A 24,525-nucleotide genomic window follows, 5' to 3' on the forward strand; every position below is an offset into this window, starting at 1 on the left:
GTAATGAAAATTTAAATTTCTAACATAGAAAAAATATATCGATAAGAAATTAGTAAAGGCTGTCCTATTTTTGGACAGCCTTTTGTATAACAGCTTTAAAACTTAAATCACAAACTTCCCAAAACAATTATTATTGCCTGAAGCACTTCCCGTCTACTCCAATATTTATCATTAGTTAAATTTTGTGTTTTGTGATGTACACTCTCCATTTTGGCTACACGTAAAATACTGTAGCGCTATAAATAGTATAAGATGAAATTATTTAGAATGACAATAAAAACATTATAAAATTAGTCTAAATAAGTATAGATTTGCATTCATGTAAAATCAATTCAGAAATCCAGATTTAATAACCATTTTATTGAAATTCTTTAAAGAATAATGAAGAAAAAAGTAAAGAAAAAAATTGGACAATTACACCTTTGGTTAGGACTTGCTTCCGGCCTTGTTTTATTTGTGGTAGCTTTAACAGGCAGCCTTTTGGTATTTGAAAAAGAAATTGATCAGTATATAAATCCAGAGTTTTATATTGTTCCTAATGTAGGCAAAGAAAAAAAAACAATTGATTATTGTACAGCTGCGATAGAGAAACAATATGGAATTGAAAAAATAAACCGTATTGTAGTTTATAATGATCCAAAACGTACTATGACTATCATAGGAAAAGACACCGATGGAGAAACACAAATTTTCTCAATAGATCCTTATACAGGAAAAGTGCTTGGAACTATCGCACAGGATAACAGATTTTTCTCTGTAATTTTAAACATACACAGACACTTATTGATGCATGATATTGGTGAAATCATTACAGGTTGTAGTTGTTTAATCTTTGTGTTCATGCTGATTTCAGGCCTGATTTTATGGTGGCCTAAAAAAGTTAAAAACCTAAAACAGCGACTTACCGTAAAATGGAAAGCTTCTTTCAAAAGAGTCAACTGGGATTTTCATTCGACTTTTGGATTTTATACTTTCCTATTTTTATTAATTATTGCACTTACGGGTTTAACATGGTCTTTTAAATGGTTTGAAGATGGAATGTATTTTATAGCAAATGGTACTCTCGAAAGGCCTTCTCTTAAAGTAGAAAACCCAACTAAAATTGATCCACAGTCTGACAAAGTCTCATTTTATCAAAGTATATATCAAAAAACAGATAGTATTTTTCCATATAAAGGTAACATCCAAATCAGGATGCCGGCAGATACCGTTAACAGTATCTTAGTTTCAAAAGAAAACTTAGAATTCAATATACCAAATCAATCCAGTTCGCTTTATTTTGATAAATACACAGGCAAAAACATAGAAATCAGACCTTACGAATCTTTTTCCAAGGGAGATAAATTAAAACGATTGATATATCCCATTCATACAGGAAGCATTTATGGGTATCCAACTAAAATAATCGCTTTTTTGGTTTGTCTTTTTGCCGTAACCTTACCTACTACAGGATTATTGATCTGGCTGGGAAAACGAAAAAAGAAAGCAGCTCACTAAAATATAATCTTAATTTTTTCATTTTTTAAATAACTATAAATTAACGATTTATTAAAAATTACAGTTTTAAATTAAAAAAAATCAGGAATTTATTTGGATAACCGTATTTAGTGCTTATCTTTGCACCCGAAACATCGCGGGATAGAGCAGCAGGCAGCTCGTCGGGCTCATAACCCGAAGGTCACAGGTTCGAGTCCTGTTCCCGCTACAGAGAATAACCCATCAACTTTTTGATGGGTTTTTTGTTTTTTACTACTTCCCTAAAGCCTTGTAAATGTTGAGACTAACCTAAAAAAAAGGTTTCTTTATTGGTTATATATAGCCTGTTTTCAGTCCTAATTGACAGCCCCTCAGGAAATACCAAGTTTTGAATCCTGATTTTACTCTTAGTATCTCCCTCTCTCCAGTATTTACTGATTTTCGAGACTTTTTCTACTACCTTATCGATATTTCTTTTATGGTTAGATATTTTTTTTGGCATTGGAGTATATCTGGCTTTCAATCATCTTTAATTCGGTATCAAACTGAATCGCATATATATTGTATTTATTATCTCCAAAATTTGTATTCTCAAAACCACAGGTATGTGTTTAGAAATGTAATTTTCAAAGACTACTTTTGAAGCTATACACATAACACAATTTAATCAAATTGTAAGATTTAGGAAAGTGAAATCTTTCCTTTTTTTGTACCAAAAAAAGCTGCCTCACTTTTGAGACAGACTCTTAAATTTTCACACTACATTACTATAAATTTCTGATTATCTGTAAAAATGTTTAGATTGAATAATTAACCTCTAACCCATCTGATACACTACCAATTTATAAAAAGAAGCCACGAAAACTTTCATGGCTTCTTTTTAATAATAATAATCTTTTTTTAAATGAGTTATTATCCTTGTAATTGTGGGTTTAAAACCCCAGCTGTAACGGTATAAATTAATCCATTAGGGCCTTCTTGCGCAAAACCAAAAATACCATATTCTCCTTCCTGATAAATTTGATTATCTCTTTCATCATAAGGTACAGCTGCCCATTTTAGAACGTCAGATGCTTTGACTTGGATATTTTTTGTAGGATAATTTGAATCTGTTGGGCAAGATACTTCTATATTGAAAGCAGTCTCTTGAATTGTATTATCTGGAACAATAAACCAAGTTGGTGTTGGTCCTGAACCATTTTGTCCGGGAGGTATAGGTAAAGCTACTGCTCTGTTAATAGGGAATGAACCACTTCTTAATGTACCGCCAGTAATACTGGTTACATTGCAAAAAAGTTTGTTGCCATCTGCTACTCCTGGATCATTTTGACTTAAAGCGGACAATTGAAATACCGAATCATTTGCTGTACTTTGATTGTTTTCAAATTGAAAGTCTAAACTATTTAGTTGAATGTCTGCTGGAGCATTTAAGGAAAAAGTCATTACAAAATCGCCATTGTTAGCATTGATTTGATTTGTAATATATTCGGTAACAATCCAATCAGGATTAGGACAACCTTGACTGAAATTCATTATAATATTGTCTTTCGGAATTCCATTTATAAAACGAAACTCAAGTTTTGTAGGCTTTAAGTCTGACGGTAGGTTACAAAAACTCATTGTAAATTTCCCGTTGTTTGAATTGATTTGATTTTCTAAGTATTCAGTCACAGTATACCCTGGATTTTCCCCTTGCGTTAGCATCATTATTGTCTGAACTTGATTATTTGATTCCATAATTTCTATGATTTATTTAGTAGTTCCTACTCATAAGGCTTTTCGGATTTCACCCCGTTTTTATAGTGGTTTCTGAACTCCACTTTTAAATAAATGAGTAAAAATAAAACTAGCTAGCTTTTTAATTTCTTTAGTAAAAGTATTGTGGTATAATAGTTTAAATTAAAAAAATCCCATAAGTCTGAGTTTTTTATCCATAAGAAGGCGAAACTATGGAACAAGAATTTTTTGTCAACATTTTTACAATACAAAACAAAATAGGTTTCGCCTGTTAATTATAATATACAAAATGAGGCTGTCCGAAAAGTCGAAGCTAGCCTCTGAGAATTGCACAAATAAAATTCGTCTCCAATAGGAGTCCAAATATTTTAGTATAAAAAAGAGGCTGTCCATACTTTTCGGACAGCCTCGTTGGATTAAAGAAAAATGTATTTATTAATTGTCTTCTGTAACATTAAGTAATGAAATTTGCAATGTATCTGCAACAGCAGGATTCACTGAAACCAATACAGGTGAAAAACGATCTGAATAAGCAAAATTATAAGTATCAGAAAGTTTTTGTAAAACAGCAGCATATTGGTTGTAGTGCAAAGGGTTATTTTGCAAAGCACTAAATAGTGAAGCACTGGATATGGAAAACCAATCAGTACTTGACATCGCTCCCACTTTTGTTTTGCCAATTATTGTTTCAGAACCAATAGCTCCAATATTAAATCCTGCTAATAAATCTCCGGTTATCCACCCATAAACGTCGTTTGCAGGATTTTGTGAAGTTCCTCCATTAATTGAAAAAGAGGCATTGGCACCATAAATACCACTTGGATTGATTAAATCATTTTTTTTATAAACGATAGTTGTTGTCCCAACTACACTGCCTATAGTCCCGGTTAAAGTAATATCACCTGTATTGTCAATTGTAGCGGTTAAATTATAAGCTTGGGCACTTTGAGGCCCGGTGGTTGGTACATTTGGCCCAACACCATTAAACTGACCTGCAATTGTGGCTATAATTCCATTTCCTAATCCGGGTATCACTTTTCCAACCATCGTATTGGGTCCAAAATTTTGAATCAGTGAGTTAAGATAGTCTTCAAAAAGATCATAAGGCGTAACTGGAACACCACCAATTGGCGGATAAGAAGAAGGCCCAATAATACGTGTAAAACCAGTTCCCGGTTGCGTTGGCAACTGTTCAAAACTGCCAGGGACAAGAGCAGGCAAAGCATTGCTTAAACCAGACTGTGGTGTAGCTGTAATAGCACTTAATTGTGTATAAATCATTTGAGAAGTTTTACCTGTTTTAATGCCATTATCTGTTTGTACAATTGCCTTATGCAAAAAAGTCTCTAGCTGCATGGGAATACTCCAATAGTCAATACTGGTTAAATCGGCTACATCAGTCGGATTTCCATTAAACGTTAATTCCATTTTATCATAGCGAAGAAAAAAATTTGGGTCGGTAATATTTTGGGCAGGCTCATAACCCGCATTCAGAACAGACCATGTCTGACCATACGATATATAAATCCTGCCACTAAAATTTTGAATGGACACTCCTGCACCCAAATCAGTTAAAGAATACCAGTTCCCTTTTCCTGCTTCTTTATTTAACGGTTGTATTTCGAGTTCTAAAGGTTGTAACTGATTTGGATCCGGGTAGTGTATGCTAAATAGAGCTGTATCACTTCCGGAAACAAAACCTATTGATACAAGTTTATCAGATAAGCCGCTGTTGTTCTTGAAAATTACTTTTAATGTTGCCATAATATTGTTTTTTTTAGTTTATGAACTATTTATAATTTTAGTCCAATAAAGGTAGTATGGCAAATTATCCGGATTAAAAAAAAAGGAACGAAACCGTGATTTTTTTGAATAAGAATAGAAAATCAGTCCTAAAAATTATTTTCTGATGTTTTACCGTAATGCAAAAAAAATAAACCAGTCGAATGGATGTCTTTTTGGAACAAAGCAGAACACATCGATTATTTCAAAATATAGGTCTTGTTAATGATATCTTTGTATTTATCACTTAGTATCACTCTATGGTTTCCTTGTAGTATAATCAAATTATCTGAGGGAATAATCTCTGTTATTTTTTTAGTGTTAACTATAAAATTTCTATGTGTCCTGCAAAAAACAGTACTGTCAAACAATTCTAAGATTTTGGTTAATGATATAAGGATAACAAATTTTTCTTTTTCTGTTATAATATTACAATATTTTTCTTCGACTTCAATATAGATAATATCACTGATATCGACCTTTTTTAGTAATTTACCTTTTTTAACAAATAAATATTCTTTGCTAATTACTGTATTTTCTTCTTCGCTCAAAAAAACATCATCCTGGGCATAGAATTTTTCGAAAGCCAACTCAAGAGCATATAAAAGTTCAAGCTCATTAAATGGTTTCATCAAATAACTAAAAGGCTTTGTCAATTTTGCACGTTCAAATATTTTTCTGTCTGTAGAACTCGTTAAAAAAACAAAAGGCTTTGAAGCATTGGGATCGGCATTGATACTTTCCGCAAAAGCAAGACCATCGGGCAAACCATTCAAAAAAATATCAATTATGACTATGTCAACCTTATTGTTATAAAACAGGGATAAAGCATCTTTATGATTTGTAGCCAGCCCTGCAATTGTATAGTTATTGGCTTGTAATCCCTTTATTAGAGCATCACTTTCTGATGGTTTGTCCTCAATAATTAATACATTAATATTGTCCATTGTGGTACTTTTTAGCCAAAGATACGATGATTTTTGTTCCTTTTCCTAATTCGCTTTCTATATCCAGTTTCCCGTTATTTTTTTGGATCATTGATTTACACAACTGCATTCCCAAACCAGTACCAATTATTTCTGCATTCTCTTTTTTAGACATTAATGTGGTTTCTTTCAAAAGAGATGTTCGTGTGTTTTCGCTCATGCCTATCCCATTATCTTCAATAATCAACTCGCAATAGTCCTCATTAGTATTTTGAGTATAAATTTTTAATATCCCATTCTCTTTTGAAAATTTAATCGCATTGTCTAAAAAATTACGAAGTATTATTTTTAAAGATTCCTGATCGGCAAAAACAATATCTTTCTTAGAAACTGAATTTTCAAAAACAAGATTTTTTTCAGATATTAAAGGGAGATAATTATAAGCCATCAGCTCTACAATAAAATACAAACGCATGGAAGTTACCTCAAAGAAAGATTGTTTTGTCTGGAGCAGAGCCCAGTGCAATAAATTATCCAATAAGTTATAAGTACCATTTGCAATAGCACTGTTTTGATGTAAAAGAGAATCCAGTTCGTCCAGATTTTTAGTAGCTAAATTTTCCCGTAATTTAGTATTACTGGTTTTCATAGCATTGACAGAGGAACGTAAATCATGACTTACTATAGAAAACAAGGTATCTTTAGTATCATTCAATTCATCAAGTGCCTCTTTCTGGGTTAAGATGATTTTGTTGGTTTTTATTTTTTCCCTGTAAAAATAAACAGCCGTTCCCAATAGTAATAAAAGGACAATGGATGAGTAGAAGAACCCATTTCTTTCGGCTATTTTAATTCTATTTTCGGCTTGAAGCAAACCTACTTCTTTTTGTTTTTGTTTTATTGCAAATTGTTTCTCTAGCTCTGCAACTTCCCATATTTTATTTTGATTGTTCAAAGAATCTTTCCATTGATCATATTCTTCTCTGTATATTAATGCTTTTGCAAAATGGTTACGGTTTTTTTCTACTACAGCCATATTGAGTGCTGCATTTTGCTTTAATTGGTAATTTTTTACTTTTTTGGAGAGATGATACGCTTTCTCAAAATAAGGAATGGCCAGATTATCTTTGTATTGGTCATAGTATAATGTGGCAATATCTCCATAAGAGCCTACCAATATTGAAGAATCATTTTGTTTTTCTTCTAATTTTATACTCTCCAGTAAATAATGTTCAGCTTTTTTAAACTCTTTTAAATGCAAATAACACAGCCCCAGATTGTGTTTAACACTACTTTTTTTTATCCCCAAAAGCGCATCATCGGGGAGTTTTTCAATTTCCTGAAAGTAATTAATAGCCTCGTTGAATTTTTTTTCTTCCAAAACTATTTCGCCGAGAAACATTTTACTGTGATTAAAGAATTCAAAATCTTTAGAAATGGAAGCAAATTCCTTTTTGCTTTCGCTAAAAATTTTTTTCTCTTTAAAACTAAATCCTCTAAAAAAATGGCAAAAATCTTTAATCTCCTTACTTTGGCCGATACTCAACTGTTTCATCGAGTAAACTAAAGTGGAATCCCATTCTTTTTGCAAAAAGAAATATTGTGCTTTATTAAAATTAGATGCACCAATGATTTTTTTGCTTTTCGCTATTATTTCTCTTTCAAAAGCACTATGATTTTGTTGGGAAAAAAACAATTGAGGAAAAAGTAAAAAAACAAAGAGTACTATTTTAGAAACATCTTTCATTTGCTAATTTTTGTTAGCAATTTAGTCAAAATAAAAAAACAGAGGCTAATTGAGCCTCTGTTTTATATTTACTTACCTGATTGTTATACACCAGTTTGCACTGTAGTTACCGTTCCTCTGGAACCAGTTGGATCTTCATCCCATAAAAAACAAACAATTTCCTTTAATTCTAAAAGATTAGGTATTGGTAAATTACATTTACTATTGGGAGTAAAACAATTAGGATTTGCTGTAAAACTCAATTGAAAAACATCGAATATTGAACATGGTTCAGGAGCTACATCATAGCATACATAAAAATTAGCATACGGTGTTCCATCGTTAGTATAACTAAAATCCTGTATGACCGTCAATTGATCAGCTGTGACTTTTGCGTTTTGACTAATAAATACGACAATACTGATCTCCATCTCGTGTTTTTCATTTATTGTTACTTGCGCAATCGGAGGTAGCGGTTTTTTATGTCTGGGGTTAGGAAAATTTATTCGATATCCCAAGCCATTTGCTAGAACTCCTATTTCAAAACCGGCCGGTTTTTCTATTGGCCCACAAGAACTACCTTGTTGATTTGTTGTACTCATAATTATTTGTTTTTAGATTAAAATTTCTATTAAATTAAAAAATAAGATTCCGTTTTAACAAGAGCCTGTTTTATAGTTCTAATACAATATATAATTGCTTACTTATTGTTTATTCTGCTTCTTGATCAATAGTTTCGTTGAACCTGTATTTGTAGTACAGACCACTTGTCAATAGGATAAAAAAACCGATCCGTTGATCTCGTTCGCCGCCTGATAGCGTTTGACATTCATAAATACAAACGCCAAAACTAAATACGAATCCTAGGTAGTACTTTTTCATTTTGTTTGTCAGATTTGATTAATTTACTTTAACAATCAAAATTTTAAGAACGTAGGCTATTTTAAAATACCGGAGTCCCCTAATGATTTTTTTCTTTCGCAGGAACAAATCGAATTGATCTGGCTTAAAAGCATTAATTTAATACTGTACAAAGAAAATTAAAAGGATAACTTTTATTGAGTAAATTGGTACGAAGTGGTCTTTTTTTGGAACGAAGTAAAATTTAAATGAGACGAACAAAGATATGAGCATGAACATCATACCTTTTTTGCCACAAAAAGTTAAGGTTGTCTCCTTTTACTTTAAGCAAATAAATCAAACATTATCAATCATAATTGCATTGTAAAATCATCTCAAAACTAAATACATTTTCCATTCAATCCCAGCAGAACATTCAAAACCAGTTGATAATGCTATATATAGTAAGACAATCTCTTCAAATCTTCCACAAAAATGGATGACCTTAAATTCGAATTAAATCAGATTGCAGAAACTTTTATAGAAAAACTCTGTGGATTTAGTTATTTTTATGTGTAAATTAGACTAATGAATATATTAAATGGCATGAATTAACTAGCCCGTTTAGCCCTTTCCCAGTTTACTGATTGTGATTTTTTTTAATACCTGAAAAATCCTAAAATCTCACATAAATTCATAATGAAAAAATAATAAGGAACAAACAGAATTTTAATCCTTGTCTCTCTGTTTTCTAAAAACCAGCCTAACAAAGCAGCTGCATAGAAAAAAAGCTGCATCCAAAATAATATAGAATAAAATTCAAAGGATATGATACCTTCATTAAATGATAAAATAGATAAAACAGGGATTAGGTTGGTATTGGCATCACTAAATATTACAATTGGTGTTTTTACAAATTCCATACCCCGATTCATAGCCCCAATTTTTCCATTTCTCTGGTCTAAATGATAAACCGTTGTATTAGGATACCCATTTAATAAATTTGGTGTTCCGTCATCAGATGCTTTTATTGAATAATTTAGCTTCGTTACGAAGTCTAATGCGGAATCTGGGTTAAAATTAGTTGGTGGATCTACAAAAATAAATTGTCACTAAATTAAATAGTATTACTATTCTTTTATTCAACAAATGCCATAGCATCCGGTACTTTTCCTGTTACTATGGTGCTAACAACCGTAAAAGTTTTCATGTCAATTACTTCAATTTTATTAGCATTAGAATTTGCTACAAAAGCATACAAACCGTTTGGGTGCATTACAATATTAACAGGACGCGGTGTGTGGTACAATAACTTTTCTAAAAGTGTTGTTTTACCATGAAGGACAATAGTTTTAATTTTCTTTTTTGATTGTTGGTTGTACACATATATATCACCCTCAATCGCATTGGCAACAAAACAATACTTTCCGTCTATAGAAAATGCAAGCTTTAATGGATCTTTCCCTGTACTTAAAGTGGCTATAACTTTATACGAAGAAGTGTTTATGACTGTAATGGTGTTTTCTTTATTGTTGGTCACCCATAATTCTGATCCATCGGGGGTTATAGCAATACCTTTTCTCCCTAATCCGCAAGGTATAATTGCAACAACTTTGTTTAGGTTTAGGTCAATGATACTCACGGAACCTGAATCGATATTAGTTACATAAGCAATTGTTTTTGTGGGATTAAGCACCAGGAGATGACTCTTTTCTTGTTTTGTGGGTATTTGTTTTTCAATACTGTCCGTGTCAATGTTAACTATTAATAAGGTATTACTAATAAAATCAATAACTCCAACTTTATTTGCTTCTGGAAAAGCTACAATACCATTTACTCTTATATTTCCCTTTAAATCTATCGTTTTTTCTACTACATTCGTTTTTGTATTTATGACTTTAATAATGTTGCCATCGCTAGCTCCATAATTAGTTAGTACGACTCTTTTTTGATCTGCTGTGGTTACAGCTTCGTGAGATAATATGTCAATAGGAATTTCTTCTATTTCTTTTCCAGTAAACAAATCAACTACCTGAACATCCTCGCTGACCTTGCTTACAATGTATAATTTCCCAGTGGTTTTTATCGTATAGGAGGGTAATCTAAAAATGAAAAGCCCTAGCTTTATTATAGCAAAAAGAATGACAAACGATAGTACAATATATTTTAAGCGCTTCATAACTATAGCATGAAATTAATTTATAAAAGTCAATCCATCTGGAATTTTCCCTGTGCCAATTGTACTAACAATCTCGAAGGTTTTCATGTCAATTACCTCAACTTCGTTAGCATTTGAGTTTGAAACAAATGCAAATAAACCATCGGGGTGCATTAGTATTCCAACCGGACGCGGTGTGTGGTAAAGTAATCGTTGTATAATACCATTTTTGCCTCTAATAATTATCGTTTTGATTTGTTTTTTAGATTGTTGCTCAAAAACTGAAATTGTTCCTTCGCTTGAATTTGCTACCAGACAATATTTTCCATCTATGGAGAATTTAAGTCGTAAAGGTTCTTTACCCGTAGTTAAAGTATGTATAACTTTGTAAGTCGAAGTGTTAATTATAGAGACCGTATTGTCTTTATTATTAGTAACCCAAAGTTCTGAGCCATCGGGTGTAATATCAATTCCTTCTGTTCCTAAACCACAAGGAATAACTTGTATTACCTTATTCAAGTCAAGGTCAATAACACTAACCGAACCTGATTTTATATTAGTTACATAAGCAAATGATTTAAAAGGATGAAGTACAAGAAGATGACTAAACTCTTGTTGTGTAGGTATTTTTTTTTCTACACTACCCGTTTCAATGTTAACAATGGATAAATCATTTCCTAAATCTGTAAGGACTCCAACTTTAGTTGAATTTGGAAAAGAAACAATTCCATGGGGTTTTAGACTGCCCTTAAGACTTATGATTTTTTCGATCTTATTTGTTTTTGTATTGATCACTGTTATGCAATTTCCAGGGGTGTCAGGATTACCATAATTAGTAACCACAATTCTGTTTTGGCTGGTTACTGCAACGGCTTCATGTGGTTCAATTTCAATAGGATTTTCAACTACTTCTTTTCCGTTTTTTAAATCAATAACTTTATAATCACTACTTAATTTGCTGAACACATAGAGCTTTCCTCTGGTTTGGATCGTGTAGGAAGGACGTTTTACTAGATATGATGTAATTGAGGTGATAACAAACAGCAAAGCAATAACGAGCACTATGTATTTTATTTTTTTCATAACTGATTTGATTTGAATAGTTTTATGGCAAATTGACACGCTCTAGCTGTAATTGCCATATAGGTTAAGGATGGGTTTTGACAGGCAGAGGAAGTCATACAGCTCCCATCGGTGATAAATACATTTTGTACATCGTGCATTTGATTGTTTTTGTTTAAAACTGAAGTTTTTGGGTCGTTCCCCATTCTTGCGGTTCCCATTTCGTGTACTGCTGATCCTGGAGGAGGGCTTGTTCTGTAACTGCCTACGTTGGTAAAGCCTGCTTTTGTTAAGATTTCCTCGCTCGATTTAGTCATGTGTTCCATCATCGCTAACTCATTAGAACTATATTCAAAATGTACTTTTACCAGTGGTAATCCCCATTGATCTAGATTTTGAGGATCTAAAGTAATTTTGTTTTCGTAGTTAGGCAATACTTCACCGCGTCCGCCCAACGAGATGGTCCATTTCCCTGGAGTTTGTAATTGTGCTTTTAATGATGCACCAATACCTGAAGTGGGTTTGGATTCCCAATTTTCTCTTTCGCCTTTGCCTTGAATTCCATAACCGCGAACGAAATCAGTGTTTTTTGTTTGCAAATTCAAATTTTGGAATCTTGGGATGTAGATTGTTCCTGGTGATCTACCTTCATAATACTTATCTAGTAATCCGTCAAAAGTGCCGTACGTTCCTTCGTTTACCACATGATCCATTAAGTTGTGTCCTACCTGCAGGCTAGAATTACCTAATCCGTTAGGAAACGTTTTGGAAACAGAGTTCAATAAAATGGACGCTGTTGCAATTGCGGAGGCATTTAAAAAAATTATTTTCGCATAGTAGGTTATATTTTCTTTGGTTATAGCATCAATTATGGTAACACCTACCGCTTTCTTTGTTTTTTCATCATAAATAACTTCTTTTACTATGGCGTTTTCTCGAAGCGTTAAATTCCCTGTTTCTCGCGCATCCAATAATGTTGATGAATTACTACTAAAATAGGCCGCAAAAGGACATCCTCTGCTGCATAAATTTCTATACATACAAGGACCTCTCCCTTTTTTAGGTTCGGTTAAATTAGCAACTCTACCATTTATAATCATTCGATCTGAAAAATGTTCCTTTGTTTTTTCTTTTAAATGCTGCTCAATAGCATTCATCGGTATGGGCTTTAAAAAAGTGCCATCTGGAAGGTGTGGGAGTGCGTCTTTACTTCCGCTAACTCCTATATAATCCTCTACATAATCGTACCATTCTGCTAAATCCTGGTATCGAATTGGCCAATCCACACCATTTCCATCTTTTTTATTTGCTTCAAAATCAAGATCTGATAAACGATAACTCTGGCGTCCCCAAGTCAATGAACGACCGCCAACTTGATAGCCTCTTATCCATTTAAAAGGATTCATTTGAATATAAGGATGCTCTCTATCATTTACATAAAAATGCTTGTCTGCTGCATTGCAATGACTACTTTGAATTGGTCTTTCTTCCACTTCTTTGGTAGTTAGATGAAATCTATTTTTAAAGTCCCAAGGATTTAAAAAGGCAGTTGGATAATCTTTTACATGTTCAACATTACGACCTCTTTCTAATACTAGTGTTTTTAATCCTCCTTCTGTGAGTTCTTTTGCTGCCCATCCGCCGCTTATACCAGATCCTACAACGATGGCATCAAAAGTATTTGTTTCTGTTTGGTTTTTCATACTATATCTATTTAGTTGCCCAAGCTTTTTGATTTGGTTTTATGGTAGTAATGGCATTGTATCGACCTGGAATGAGTTCATAATTTAAGAGTTGTGTCGCTCCCATTTGAGATGTACAATAGCCTTCAATGGTTACTTTTTTTAGAATAGTATAAAAAGAACGACCATTTATTTTGTTACTAATTTTTGAAAGTAAACCGCCAGAGTCAGCATTATTTTCAAAAGTTTGTACTATTTCTGTTTTTTGCTGCATTGTACATTTTTCGAAAGTAGTATCGTAAGTACTCAAACAAGTTTCTTGAAGGTCCTTTAATCCGTTTAAAAAATTGTTATATTCTTTGTTAGACGAACAGGATTCCATATAACTAATAATATAATCTTGAACTTTTGCTTCCTTTGCTCCAGGTGTTTGTGTACGGGGTAATAGAATATCTACTAATTCTGAAATTAAACTTAAATAATTGTGAAGCTGCCCTTTGTCTGATTTTGTATTTTCATAAAAAAACTTAAAACCACTGTAGGAAGCAATACTAATTCCTGTGAGGGCTAACATTCCTCCGATAGCTTTTCTTCTGTTCATCATTGTAATTTTTTTAATTTACGATTTAACTTACCCCTTATACTATTAAGCAGCTCGTTTAGCTCTTTCCCAGTTTACCGATTGTGATCTTTTTAGATATCTAAAAAAACCCAAAACCACACATAAATTCATAATAAAAAAGTAATAAGGCACAAACAAAATTTTAACTCTTGTTTCTCTATTTTCTAAAAACCAACCCAGTAAAGCGGCGGCATAAAAAAGAAGTTGCAACCAAAATACTATGGAATAAAATCCAAAAGATAAAATCCCTTCTTGAATTGCTAAAACTGTTAAAACAGGAAGGAGTAAAATGAGGCATAATGGGGTGAGACTCCAGCGCAAAACGCGATGCGATATGTATTGAAAAGAAAGTGTTCCGTATTTAAAAATATTCAATAATGAGCGCAATCTTACTATAGATTGGATGCCACCTGCTGAGATTCTAATTTTGCGTTTAAATTCTTCTTTTACACTTGCCGAGGCCGTTTCAATGGCATATGCTTCAGGGTCATATTGAATGGTATAGCCTTCTTGAGCCACTCGTAATGAAATAATAAAATCGTCAAGTAAAGTGTCTTTTTCCACATGACGATACAATTCGGTTCTTATGGCAAACAGTTCTCCAGCAGCGCCTACAACCGAATACAATTCGGCGTCCCATTTTTTTAATGTCGATTCATATTTCCAGTAAATTCCTTCCCCTGCACCAGAAGCCACATCACTTTCTTTATCCACAATTCGTTTTTCTCCAGAAACACATCCAACAGTTGGATTGCTAAACAAATTAACAATACGTCTAATAGACTCTTTACCTAGATTAGTATTCGCATCACTAAATATTACAATTGGTGTTTTTACAAAATCCATTCCTCGATTCATAGCACCAATTTTGCCGTTGCGTTCCTCTAAATGGAGAACCGTTGTATTGGGATACCCTTTTAATAAATCAGGTGTTCCATCATCAGAACCATCAGTAACCCAAACGATATTCATTTTTTCTTTAGGATATTCGAGTTCTAAGGTATTTTTCATTTTTGCAGCTACATAATCTTTTTCATTATAGGCCGCAATAAACAAGGTAACTTCTGGTTCATAAGACAAATCTATTTCAAACTTTTTCCCTATTTTAAAAACCCTTCTGATTTTTACAATTGCATATAGCAAAATGCCGTAACCAACATAGGTATATACTATTACAAACAACAATACCCAAAACACTATTTTTAAAGTTATCATATTTTATCGTTTTATTTAAAATTGATCATTCGATTTAGTTTTTACCTAAGAACAAAACTCTTGTCAATTTAGACCGTTCCAAAATTTTCTCTGCTATAATGGGAAAAATAATACCCGCTGTTAATGATAATCCAAAGATTATAAAAACCGAATTAATGTGCAGTTTCAGCGCAATTATTCGTCCTCCTGCCGTACCAAATGCATGAAATAAATATATGGAATAAGCAAAAGAGCCAAACCATATTAACCAACCTGATTCTATCCTAGTCTGCAGCAAAAGCATTGTTGTAGTAAAACCTACCAGCAAACCAAAAAAATCATCTTTGTGTACAACATAATTGATTATCTTAAACCAGGACAATTGCTGGATGCTAACGCATATAACTAATATAATTACTGATAAATAAGTGCTCCATTTACTTTTAAAAACCTCTTTAAATCGGTTCAAACCAACACCTAAAACAAAACAGGGTAAAAGATATAATGCACCTTTGTAACTCAAATAGTTGGCTGACTCAAATGGAATGAATGAATCCCGAAGTAATAACGCAATTATAGATACGCTAAAAACAATTAGTAGATTAGCTAAAGTATCCATTTTCTTGAAAATATCTAATAATCCAACAATAACAAAAACAATAAAAAGAGAATACAAGTACCAGAATAAAGTATAAGGGAAAAATACTAACTTCCATATATCGAACAAATCACCTTTATTATTTGTTCCTGGTGTAAAATATTGCAATAAAAAATAACAAATACCAACGGTTAGCATAGGAGCAAGTAAGCGCATCGCTTTTTTGGAAACAAAAATTTTAAATTCATTATACACAACGGGTTTTAGTGAATATACCACTCCTGCAAGAATGGTAAAAAGAGGCATTTGTATCGAGGCAATAAAGGTGTCATAAAAATAGCGTAAAAAAGAATCGTCATTTACCTTCATACCACCATCTGATCCAGAACCAATAACATGCCCAATAACGACCATTATAATTACAGCTCCTCTCAATGTTTCTATAGTTGTATCTTTGTTATGCATACTAATCAGATTTATTTTATGCTTAAAAAGTTTCGTCTGGCTACACTTTTTCCCATTTCAGGGTTTCATGATTGTATTTTTTTAATACTCTTGCAGGATTACCCACTGCTACCGAATAGTCTGGAATGCTTTTTGTAACCACACTACCCGCAGCAATTACACAATTTTTCCCAATGGTTACTCCCGCCAAAACCACCACGTTGGCACCAATCCAAGTGCCATCACCAATGGTTATAGGAGCTGTAGAAACTCCCTGTACATGAATTGGGAGGCTTACATCCTCATAATTGTGATTTAATCCTGAAAGTGTAATGTTTTGAGCAAGCCGAATGTCATTTCCAATAGTTACAGGGCCAATAATTGTATTACTCAATCCTATTTTTGTTCTATTTCCAATAATTACGGGGCCTACGCCATTGTTTATTGCCGAAAAATCTTCAATTGTAGAATCTTCTCCCAATTCAAATTTGTTCCAAGGCACAACATCCATTCTAGTTCGTGGTCTAATTCGAGCCCCTTTTCCTTTTTTATGATAAAAAGGATTCACAAACCATTTAATCCATAATCGTGGTCTTGTCTGCTTAGGAATAAGTATCGACCAATGAACTAATTTTTTCAACTGTTCGTTTGATTTTATTTTTTCTTTTAATCCCATTTTATGTTGTGTTTGGTTGCTTTTATGATTGCTTTATAGATGGCACTAACATTATTCTCCCATGTGTGACTTTTAGCAAAATCAGCTCTTTTTTCAGCAAGTTCATTCGAGTTTTCTTCCAAAGCTTTTTCTGTTAAAATGATGTATTCCTCTTTTGATGCGGCTAAATAGACAAACTCCTTAAACATTTCCATTGCTTTAGTTTTTGTGGCAACTATTGGTTTTCCCATGGCTAAATATTCGTCTATTTTTCTAGGATAATTTCCTATTGTCAAATTATTAGTTAATTGCGGATTGATGGCCACATCAAAACCTTTTACATACGCGGGTAACTCGGAACCATCTTTACTTCCAAAAAAATAGACATTGGGCAATTGATGTAATTTAGATTTTTTAAAATCCTCGTCTTCTGGTCCTACAAGGACAATACTCCAATTCTTTCTTTGCTCAGCGATAAATTCAAGTAATTTGATATCAAGCCGTAAACTTATCAGTGAGCCCACATAGCCTATGACGGGTGATGGCAAGCCTTCAAATTCTTCTGGAACTTGAATTGTGCCAGCTTCGTCACTAAATTGAGATACATCACAACCTTGACCAACCATATAGCTGTGGTTATTGTACTGCAAACCAAAATCTGCAAAAAAATCTGAATTAGTTAATAATACATCTGCCTCTTTTAGGACTTCGGGTTCCATGCGTTCACCATGCTTTTGCCAATAAGGTACTTTTACAAGGTAATCCCGCATGTAATAGGCATACACTTTAGGTTGTAAAAATTCCTTTAAGTGCCTGCCTAAAAACATAGAACTATCATTAAATAGAATCATGTCTTTAAAATTTAATCGTTGTGCAGCCGATTTAATATCGGCTGAAAACAAACGGGCATTTCTTTTATTTAAAATTTCAAAAATAGCATGTATAGGCAGCCAATTGATGGATTCAACACAATTTTTGGGGTATAAATTCCATAGATTTTCTTTAATTTCGTACAAATCGGGCTCCAATCCATTTTTTATTTTTATCCTTTTTTGAACTTTCTCTTTGTGCTTGTCTTTTTGCATTGTAGATCGATCCATTGGAGGATTCACATATAAAACACGATTGTTTTTAGAAAATTCAAGTGCAATGTTTTTACAATTACTACCTATTTCTATATCCCAGGCTTGAATTCCTACTACTATTATGTCTTTACCTTTTATCATAGTCAATTGTTTTTTAAATGTTCTAAATGGATTAATTCATAAAGCTTTAGATACTCTTTGGCCATATTTCTCCAAGAAAATTGTTTGCTGCGCTCCAAACCTTTTTCGCAAAGAGATTTTCTATACGCATCGTTATTTAGAATTTTAATGAGTCCTTGAGTAATTTCTTCTGGATTAAACGGATTAATAATATGGGCAGCATCTTCAGCTATTTCAGGCATCGATGACGTATTTGATGTAATAACAGGCACGTTACACGACATAGCTTCCAGCATTGGAATCCCAAAACTTTCTCTGAGTGATGGATATAAAAAGACGTCACATTGCGAATAAATAGCTGGTAAATCCGTATTAATTACATAACCTGTTAAAATAATATGATTGATAAGATTAATGTCGTCAATTTCGTTCAAAAGGATATTGAGTTCGGTTTTGTCATAATCAAGCATTACAAGTTTATGATTAGTTCCTGTTTGCTTTAAAAAATCTGAAAAAGCTTTGAGAGTTCCTTTTGTGTTTTTTTTAGGATCGGTATTACCAAGGAAAAAGAAATATTTATCCGGTAAATTGTATTTTTCTTTTACGCGATGCAGTTCTTCTTTATTAGTAATGGGTTTAAAATGTTCACTTACCCCATTATAAATAGCATCCAGTTTTTTATCGCCTTTTATGCCAAAGAATTCACCTATTCTGTTTTTCTCAAAATGAGAAACGGTAATCACTTTTTTACTCCTTTTTACAACACGAGGCACGACTAATTTTCGATATATATTTCCAAATTTCTGATACCAACTTGCACTACTTGTTAGTATTTTATAATAACTGCTTTCCATGTAAATAATATCATGAAGAATTGTAATTAACGGAATACTCGTAAAAAAAGGTGCGGTATTGCTTGTGCAATGCAAAACATCACAGCCATATGCTTTGGCTGCTTTTGGTAATGCAATTTGTTCCCAAGTAGGATATGGCCCGCCATTTAATTCAATGATCTTAAAATTAGAAGTTTCTGTAAGAGCAGTTCGGTCTATATCTGGTTTTACAAAAATAAAATATTCATTTTCGTGGTCTAGATCCTGGAGGTTCTTTATTAGTTCTAAAGCGACCATATCCATACCATGCTTTTTTTTTCGAAAAAGTCGTTGCCCTTCTATACCTATTTTCATGATGCTCTTTTTTTAGATTGATTGCTTCCACATCTAGATAAAAATGAGAAGTAATTATTTATGATTTCATTTTTACATTTCTGAATTAGTATGTTTTACAGCATAATTTCAAGTTTGTTTTTTTGAACTTGATGTATGCTGCGTATGAATAAAATTTTTATTAGCACCTTTTATTTTTAACAAAGACAACAACATCATAAACATTCCTTTTGGCAAACTAGCTAATGCCTTGCAGGTACTGATATTGTAAAAATATTTTGGAACTGAAAAAACAAAAGACATTATGCAGGCTGTTAATAAGATAATCCAATAATTAGAGTATGGCCTTTGATTATCTAGAAAATAATTCACTACTACAAAACCAATACTGCATAATAGAACAGCTCCTAACAGCAATATTCTAGGTGGCTGTATAAATTGAATCGCTTTATCAAAATAATCGATATTGCCTTTAAATAGTAAGTCTTTACAAGCACTTAAAATATCTTTTTTAAAATAATGCAATTGTGCAGACAGCCATCGGCGGCGCTGATTACCAAATACCTCCGCTTTTTGTATTTTTTCATCAAAAACTACAGCATCATCGAGATAGACAATTTTGTGTCCTTCTTTGAGCATTTTGAGTTCTATTTCCTTATCAAATCCGCCAACAGCAGTAACTGTAGCCATAAGCGATTTGAAATAATCGTACTTAAAAGCCATTCCTGATCCAATAATTGCAGAAGAAAGTCCTAAAACCCGGTGTCCTTTTCTAAAGATATTATTGTTTATTTCTTCGCTAATGGCATCAAGAACCGCCCAGGAATTATTTGTGTTTTTTGCTGTACGATGTCCTTGTATGGCAACAAAACCATGTTCGAAAGCAGCATTTATTTTCTTCAAAAAATCATTAGCCATCACATTGTCCGCATCTAATACGACAGCAATATCATACTCCCTTTCGAGGGCCGCCATGGCTTTATTCAACGCTTTAGATTTTGTGCTTTTATCAAAACTTACCTCAATAACTATTATAGGCAAAGTCTTTAATACTTCAATTGTTTCCTTTTTAAAAGAATCAGCAATAATTACAACATCATAAAGAGTGGAAGGGTAGTCTTGTTGCAGGGCTGCGTTTGCTACTTCAATAATTACTTCATCTTCTTTATACCCAGGAATGAGAACCGCTATCTTTTTTATATTCCCGTTATCTGAATATTTCTTTTGCTTGTAAAATAAACTTGCAATAGAAAATAGTAAAATATATAACGTTGCCAAACCCAAAAGACCTAGCAAAATAATTTGTATGATACTGAATACTAACATAATAATAGTTATGATTAGAGATGGATAGGCTTAAGATTACTTAATTTGTCTTATTTAAACTTTCGTAGTATGTCTCTCATTTTCAATGCATACTTTCTTAAAAAAGGAAGGTGTTTACCACTTTTAAGATTATACATAAAGGATTCCGATTCAAATATCATTTCAAAATTAGCAGTACATAAAACAGGTTTTTTTGATAATCTGTTTATTTCTACAGCCTGATGGTATTCACTTTCTATAAACAGTACATAGGGTTTAGCCAAATAGGCTTTTGCCTTATGATCGCCATGGTTGTTCGCACGCTGTCTTGCTTCCATATTGGGCAAGTCTAGCATTATCAAATCATTGTATTTAATATTGTTAGCCGCTAACCAAGTTTCGGTTTCTTTGCGGTATTTTTCTAAACGAGAGGTTACGATAGTTCCAATTTTACTCCCTGGAATAAACAAGGGTGGAGCATTTAACAGAAAATCGATGTATTTTTCTCCGTCGTCATTTTGCTCTGGTAAAGGATCTGCACATAAAACGCCATCAATATCAAAACAAGATTTTTCTAAAGTAGTGTGGTTAAGTATATTCCATTGAAAATATCTTGGTAACGGAACCGTTTCAAAAAAATAATCAACCATTTTTTCTTTGCCTGGAATGACATAAATCGCACAATATTTGATCTTGAATTTATCTTCAAGATGTTTTAAACTTTCTTTAACCTCCACCATGGCAGATCCTGAAGCGATGCTATCATCAACCACAAGTATGTTTTTAAATTCTGAAATATCAAAAAACTGGCTTCTCGCACCAGCTTTATAAATATGTCCATTTAAAAAGGAATGAATGTCTGTATACGGTCTATTAAGGTACAATGCCAGTAAATTTGCCGGAAGCATGCCACTTCTGGGAACACCTACAATTAAATCAAAATCACGAGGAATTATACTTAATTTTTGAAGTATGATATTATTTAAATCCTTTACATTTCTGTAGTACATAGTTTTTTGGTTTAATGGTTGATACGTATAGTTTTACATAGTAATTAGTATTTTATAAATTTTATGTTTTACTTATTTCAGGTTGATTTTCTTGATTACCTGTTTCAAAAGTTTCAGGATTTGATATTATAGCCATAGTTGCATATATGAGTAGAGCAGTAGGCATTTGTCCTAAAACCGCATTTCCGTAAGAAGCTGCCATTACACCAGCCATTCCTGAAATTAGAGCACTCATTTTTAACTTGGTTATTGGATCTCTAATTGTAAACATTACTTTGTAAGATGCTTTACCCATTACATAAAACAAAATAAACAAATGAAATAATAAGCCTACAATACCTAGTTCTGCCCAAATTAAAACGTACCAACTGTCTGTAGCTACATGAGAGAGAAACGCATTAGGTAAAAACCGCTGCGCTTTATCGCCTGCATGACCTATACCTCCTCCAAAGGGTCTCGAAGCAAGATATCCTTTGAGTATTTTTTGATTGGCCAGCCGTACTTGCAGTGAAGGATCATTTGGGTCAAATGCACTTCGCATTCTTCGCACTTGGTCATTCCCATTGGCGATGGTTGTGAATTTAAAAAAAATAAAAACGATGGCTAGTAATACTACGCCAAATGCCAATACTTTGATATTTTTTCTTAATACAAAAAATGTCATAAGTCCCCCTAAAGGAACTCCGATGGCTCCTCTGGTTCCTGATATCATCATTCCATATAGACCTAATACTCCAACAATGATAAAAAATACTTTAGCAAACCCTTTTTTGGTCATCGAATAAATAATAGCCACTACACCCGTATACCCCTGATTTCCTCCAAATTGACCTGCATCACTGAAAAATGAAAAAACCCTTAATTTACCAAAAAGGATATGAGTCTGAGCTGCTCCAGCATTTAACCAAGCTTTTTCTGCAAAATCGACCCCAATAAACAACTGCTTCATTCCGTTTAAGGTCGCAATTATTGAAAAGACACCCCAAACATATAAAAGGATATCTAATTTTTTATGGGTATTGATGAGCATAAACGTAAGAATAATAAAGAAAAAGAAATAAAATCCCAGACCTCTGCCCGCAATCCAAGCTTCGACACTTCTAGCTTCTGGGTTCACAAGTTGAAATATGCAATATAAAAGCCAAATACCTGCTAAAAATGTAATGTCTTTATTGGCTGGAGACCAATCGACCCTTTCTCTAAATCGGGAAAAAATTAACGCTAAAAAAGTTAAAACCATAACTCCATCTATAGCAAAACCTAAGGGTAAACCTGTTACATAGCGTGTTAAACCAAGTATCAAAAAATTAAGACCAATGGCGGTATAAAAACCAAGAATAGGGTTTGTGAACAATTTATATAAATAGAATGCACCAAACATAAGGGCAAATAAAAACCCTATACCTACTATTTTTAATTTTGTTATTATTACTGCAATCAATACGACTGTTAAAAATAATAATACAAGTCCCTTTGGGCTATATAAACCAGCGGAACCAGATACTTTATCAAAGGGATTTATATTATTACTACTTGTATTCAATTTAGTTTTTATTAGTTTTTTATGATTCTTTCAAATTATGTTTAGTCATTTTATTAATGAGGTTTTTATAAAAATTAATTCCACTTAAAAAAATTTCTTTATAAGACAAAGTCAATTCTTTATCTAAAAAATACATTCCCATCCAAATGCCAATTAAAGTAAAAATTATAGAGGCAACTGCAACAAGAAGTAAAGATTTGAAGATAAAAATAGCGATACAATCGCCAACAATATTTGCCAGAACCATAACAAATACCTTTATAGCATTAATTTTTGGCTTATTAATACTGTCTAAACCTATGCCAGTCATTCTATCAATAGGTAATAATAGTCCGTAAATAGAGAATACACGAACAATACTCACAACATTGAATCCTGTTTGAGGATCCGTTTCTAAATACTGTCTCCCGCTTATGAGCAATACAAAAAACTCAGCAAATACAAACGTGAATAAACTAATACCCATAAAAAGATAGGTTAAGGCTCCAGAATAGGTATAAAACAAGTTTTTTACTTCCTCTATTTGATTGTGTAAACTGGCTTTAGACATTTTAGGAAATGCTGTAGCTACAAAACTACGTAAAGGAATTTGCTGCAATTCAGTTAGTTTCATTGGAATGCTATAAAGAGCTACGGCAGCACTGCCTAAAGGACTTAAACTAATAATAATGGTATCTGCGCTTCTCAACAAGTTGGTTCCTAATAATGTAAATGTTGTGTATTTTCCAAAATCTAGTAATGTTTTATTGGTTTTCTTATCTGCTTTTGTAATAAATTTGGTTCCATCCCAACCTAAAATTATACTCAGCAAAGAAGTTAAAGCATTAATAATAAGCAATGCTATAACTAATTTATTTAACGTCATTTCCATATAAAAGAAACTTAATAAAACAACCAAAAAGAACAATCCGCTGTTTATTGATTTAATGAATAAGATTTTTTCGTACTTTCTGTCGGCTTGCAATACGACTAGTGCATTATTCCATGGCAGATTTAAAAACGCCAGTAGTGGATACCATTTAAAAAACAAATTATATCCAGACTTACTAATTGCATCATGGAACACGACATTGCAAAACACTAAAATAACAGCTACTGCTACCGTTGCACTAAAACCTATTAATGCATTAGATCCTATAAGTTTAATTCTAGAGGATTCATCAGCACCTGATAAAAATCGTATCAAGCCAGTATTAGTAATACCAAATCTGAACATTTCTATAAAAGACCCTCCGGTTATGAATAAAACCCATTCGCCAAAAACTTCTAATGGTAAACTTCTCGCTAATAATGCAAAACCACCGATACCTAAAACGGCAATGACCAGATTTCCTGTTAATGACAGAAAATTATCTTCGCGCACTATAGCTTTAAGTGTTTTCATTAATCACTAA

Annotated in this window: 20 protein-coding genes and 1 tRNA gene; 2 read left to right on the forward strand and 19 right to left on the reverse strand. The window is 32.8% G+C overall.

All coding sequences use genetic code 11. The annotated features are described in order from the left end of the window. Positions 1-381 precede the first annotated feature (381 nt). Positions 382-1,497: a PepSY-associated TM helix domain-containing protein gene (locus tag FLACHUCJ7_RS18455; RefSeq protein WP_180909962.1), complete on the forward strand. Its 1,116-nt coding sequence runs from the start codon at positions 382-384 to the stop codon at positions 1,495-1,497. A gap of 135 nt (positions 1,498-1,632) precedes the next feature. Next, a tRNA-Met gene (locus FLACHUCJ7_RS18460) sits at positions 1,633-1,705 on the forward strand. 683 nt (positions 1,706-2,388) lie between these two features. On the opposite strand, the gene FLACHUCJ7_RS18465 is transcribed toward FLACHUCJ7_RS18460, so the two are convergent. The 19 genes from FLACHUCJ7_RS18465 to FLACHUCJ7_RS18555 form a co-directional block, all read right to left on the reverse strand. Continuing rightward, positions 2,389-3,213 carry a hypothetical protein gene (locus FLACHUCJ7_RS18465; RefSeq protein WP_110306461.1) on the reverse strand — a complete coding sequence of 275 codons (825 nt, stop codon included), beginning with the start codon at positions 3,211-3,213 and terminating at the stop codon, positions 2,389-2,391. Between the two features lie 435 nt (positions 3,214-3,648). Next, positions 3,649-4,977, reverse strand: a complete 1,329-nt coding sequence (locus tag FLACHUCJ7_RS18470; RefSeq protein ID WP_180909963.1) for a beta-1,3-glucanase family protein — start codon at positions 4,975-4,977, stop codon at positions 3,649-3,651. A gap of 218 nt (positions 4,978-5,195) precedes the next feature. Continuing rightward, positions 5,196-5,942 carry a LytR/AlgR family response regulator transcription factor gene (locus FLACHUCJ7_RS18475; protein WP_078228576.1) on the reverse strand — a complete coding sequence of 249 codons (747 nt, stop codon included), beginning with the start codon at positions 5,940-5,942 and terminating at the stop codon, positions 5,196-5,198. Further along, entirely contained in the window at positions 5,929-7,668 is a 1,740-nt protein-coding gene (locus tag FLACHUCJ7_RS18480; protein ID WP_180909964.1) for a tetratricopeptide repeat-containing sensor histidine kinase, read from the reverse strand. The genes FLACHUCJ7_RS18475 and FLACHUCJ7_RS18480 overlap by 14 nt, the downstream gene beginning before the upstream one ends. An 83-nt stretch (positions 7,669-7,751) precedes the next feature. Next, positions 7,752-8,249, reverse strand: coding sequence for a hypothetical protein (locus FLACHUCJ7_RS18485; RefSeq protein ID WP_180909965.1), 498 nt, complete (start codon positions 8,247-8,249; stop codon positions 7,752-7,754). 897 nt (positions 8,250-9,146) lie between these two features. Further along, complete coding sequence (locus FLACHUCJ7_RS18490) at positions 9,147-9,590, reverse strand: glycosyltransferase (RefSeq protein ID WP_317170931.1); 444 nt, start codon at positions 9,588-9,590, stop codon at positions 9,147-9,149. 35 nt (positions 9,591-9,625) lie between these two features. Continuing rightward, a complete protein-coding gene (locus tag FLACHUCJ7_RS18495; RefSeq protein WP_230408867.1) occupies positions 9,626-10,666 on the reverse strand; it encodes a YncE family protein in 1,041 nt (346 codons plus the stop codon). Positions 10,667-10,681: 15 nt separating this feature from the next. Continuing rightward, complete coding sequence (locus FLACHUCJ7_RS18500; RefSeq protein ID WP_180909966.1) at positions 10,682-11,728, reverse strand: YncE family protein; 1,047 nt, start codon at positions 11,726-11,728, stop codon at positions 10,682-10,684. Further along, complete coding sequence (locus tag FLACHUCJ7_RS18505; RefSeq protein ID WP_180909967.1) at positions 11,725-13,410, reverse strand: GMC oxidoreductase; 1,686 nt, start codon at positions 13,408-13,410, stop codon at positions 11,725-11,727. The genes FLACHUCJ7_RS18500 and FLACHUCJ7_RS18505 overlap by 4 nt, the downstream gene beginning before the upstream one ends. A 7-nt stretch (positions 13,411-13,417) precedes the next feature. Then, positions 13,418-13,993, reverse strand: coding sequence for a gluconate 2-dehydrogenase subunit 3 family protein (locus FLACHUCJ7_RS18510; protein ID WP_180909968.1), 576 nt, complete (start codon positions 13,991-13,993; stop codon positions 13,418-13,420). Between the two features lie 42 nt (positions 13,994-14,035). Further along, positions 14,036-15,226 carry a glycosyltransferase family 2 protein gene (locus tag FLACHUCJ7_RS18515; RefSeq protein WP_180909969.1) on the reverse strand — a complete coding sequence of 397 codons (1,191 nt, stop codon included), beginning with the start codon at positions 15,224-15,226 and terminating at the stop codon, positions 14,036-14,038. Positions 15,227-15,260: 34 nt separating this feature from the next. Continuing rightward, positions 15,261-16,268 (reverse strand): acyltransferase family protein, encoded by a 1,008-nt coding sequence (locus FLACHUCJ7_RS18520; RefSeq protein WP_180909970.1) that lies wholly within the window; start codon positions 16,266-16,268, stop codon positions 15,261-15,263. Between the two features lie 40 nt (positions 16,269-16,308). After that, complete coding sequence (locus FLACHUCJ7_RS18525) at positions 16,309-16,923, reverse strand: acyltransferase (RefSeq protein ID WP_180909971.1); 615 nt, start codon at positions 16,921-16,923, stop codon at positions 16,309-16,311. After that, positions 16,914-18,128: a glycosyltransferase gene (locus FLACHUCJ7_RS18530; protein WP_180909972.1), complete on the reverse strand. Its 1,215-nt coding sequence runs from the start codon at positions 18,126-18,128 to the stop codon at positions 16,914-16,916. Before FLACHUCJ7_RS18530 ends, FLACHUCJ7_RS18525 begins: the two co-directional genes overlap by 10 nt. Positions 18,129-18,130: 2 nt before the next feature. Next, positions 18,131-19,294: a glycosyltransferase family 4 protein gene (locus FLACHUCJ7_RS18535; protein WP_180909973.1), complete on the reverse strand. Its 1,164-nt coding sequence runs from the start codon at positions 19,292-19,294 to the stop codon at positions 18,131-18,133. A gap of 108 nt (positions 19,295-19,402) precedes the next feature. Further along, complete coding sequence (locus FLACHUCJ7_RS18540; protein ID WP_180909974.1) at positions 19,403-20,599, reverse strand: glycosyltransferase; 1,197 nt, start codon at positions 20,597-20,599, stop codon at positions 19,403-19,405. 50 nt (positions 20,600-20,649) lie between these two features. Next, the gene (locus tag FLACHUCJ7_RS18545; RefSeq protein WP_180909975.1) at positions 20,650-21,588 is read right to left on the reverse strand and encodes a phosphoribosyltransferase family protein; all 939 of its coding nucleotides are present in this window, start codon (positions 21,586-21,588) and stop codon (positions 20,650-20,652) included. A gap of 61 nt (positions 21,589-21,649) precedes the next feature. Further along, positions 21,650-23,131 carry an O-antigen ligase family protein gene (locus FLACHUCJ7_RS18550; protein WP_180909976.1) on the reverse strand — a complete coding sequence of 494 codons (1,482 nt, stop codon included), beginning with the start codon at positions 23,129-23,131 and terminating at the stop codon, positions 21,650-21,652. A gap of 19 nt (positions 23,132-23,150) precedes the next feature. Next, positions 23,151-24,515, reverse strand: a complete 1,365-nt coding sequence (locus tag FLACHUCJ7_RS18555) for a lipopolysaccharide biosynthesis protein (RefSeq protein ID WP_180909977.1) — start codon at positions 24,513-24,515, stop codon at positions 23,151-23,153. Positions 24,516-24,525: the final 10 nt, after the last annotated feature.

Source organism: Flavobacterium salmonis, assembly GCF_903819435.1.
Taxonomy (GTDB): domain Bacteria; phylum Bacteroidota; class Bacteroidia; order Flavobacteriales; family Flavobacteriaceae; genus Flavobacterium; species Flavobacterium chungangense.

Bases quoted from the DNA above. Each gene is read 5' to 3' on its own strand.
- FLACHUCJ7_RS18455 (WP_180909962.1), top strand. From the start codon at position 382: ATGAAGAAAAAAGTAAAGAAAAAAATTGGACAATTACACCTTTGGTTA.
- FLACHUCJ7_RS18465 (WP_110306461.1), bottom strand. From the start codon at position 3,213: ATGGAATCAAATAATCAAGTTCAGACAATAATGATGCTAACGCAAGGG.
- FLACHUCJ7_RS18470 (WP_180909963.1), bottom strand. From the start codon at position 4,977: ATGGCAACATTAAAAGTAATTTTCAAGAACAACAGCGGCTTATCTGAT.
- FLACHUCJ7_RS18475 (WP_078228576.1), bottom strand. From the start codon at position 5,942: ATGGACAATATTAATGTATTAATTATTGAGGACAAACCATCAGAAAGT.
- FLACHUCJ7_RS18480 (WP_180909964.1), bottom strand. From the start codon at position 7,668: ATGAAAGATGTTTCTAAAATAGTACTCTTTGTTTTTTTACTTTTTCCT.
- FLACHUCJ7_RS18485 (WP_180909965.1), bottom strand. From the start codon at position 8,249: ATGAGTACAACAAATCAACAAGGTAGTTCTTGTGGGCCAATAGAAAAA.
- FLACHUCJ7_RS18495 (WP_230408867.1), bottom strand. From the start codon at position 10,666: ATGAAGCGCTTAAAATATATTGTACTATCGTTTGTCATTCTTTTTGCT.
- FLACHUCJ7_RS18500 (WP_180909966.1), bottom strand. From the start codon at position 11,728: ATGAAAAAAATAAAATACATAGTGCTCGTTATTGCTTTGCTGTTTGTT.
- FLACHUCJ7_RS18505 (WP_180909967.1), bottom strand. From the start codon at position 13,410: ATGAAAAACCAAACAGAAACAAATACTTTTGATGCCATCGTTGTAGGA.
- FLACHUCJ7_RS18510 (WP_180909968.1), bottom strand. From the start codon at position 13,993: ATGATGAACAGAAGAAAAGCTATCGGAGGAATGTTAGCCCTCACAGGA.
- FLACHUCJ7_RS18515 (WP_180909969.1), bottom strand. From the start codon at position 15,226: ATGATAACTTTAAAAATAGTGTTTTGGGTATTGTTGTTTGTAATAGTA.
- FLACHUCJ7_RS18520 (WP_180909970.1), bottom strand. From the start codon at position 16,268: ATGCATAACAAAGATACAACTATAGAAACATTGAGAGGAGCTGTAATT.
- FLACHUCJ7_RS18525 (WP_180909971.1), bottom strand. From the start codon at position 16,923: ATGGGATTAAAAGAAAAAATAAAATCAAACGAACAGTTGAAAAAATTA.
- FLACHUCJ7_RS18530 (WP_180909972.1), bottom strand. From the start codon at position 18,128: ATGATAAAAGGTAAAGACATAATAGTAGTAGGAATTCAAGCCTGGGAT.
- FLACHUCJ7_RS18535 (WP_180909973.1), bottom strand. From the start codon at position 19,294: ATGAAAATAGGTATAGAAGGGCAACGACTTTTTCGAAAAAAAAAGCAT.
- FLACHUCJ7_RS18540 (WP_180909974.1), bottom strand. From the start codon at position 20,599: ATGTTAGTATTCAGTATCATACAAATTATTTTGCTAGGTCTTTTGGGT.
- FLACHUCJ7_RS18545 (WP_180909975.1), bottom strand. From the start codon at position 21,588: ATGTACTACAGAAATGTAAAGGATTTAAATAATATCATACTTCAAAAA.
- FLACHUCJ7_RS18555 (WP_180909977.1), bottom strand. From the start codon at position 24,515: ATGAAAACACTTAAAGCTATAGTGCGCGAAGATAATTTTCTGTCATTA.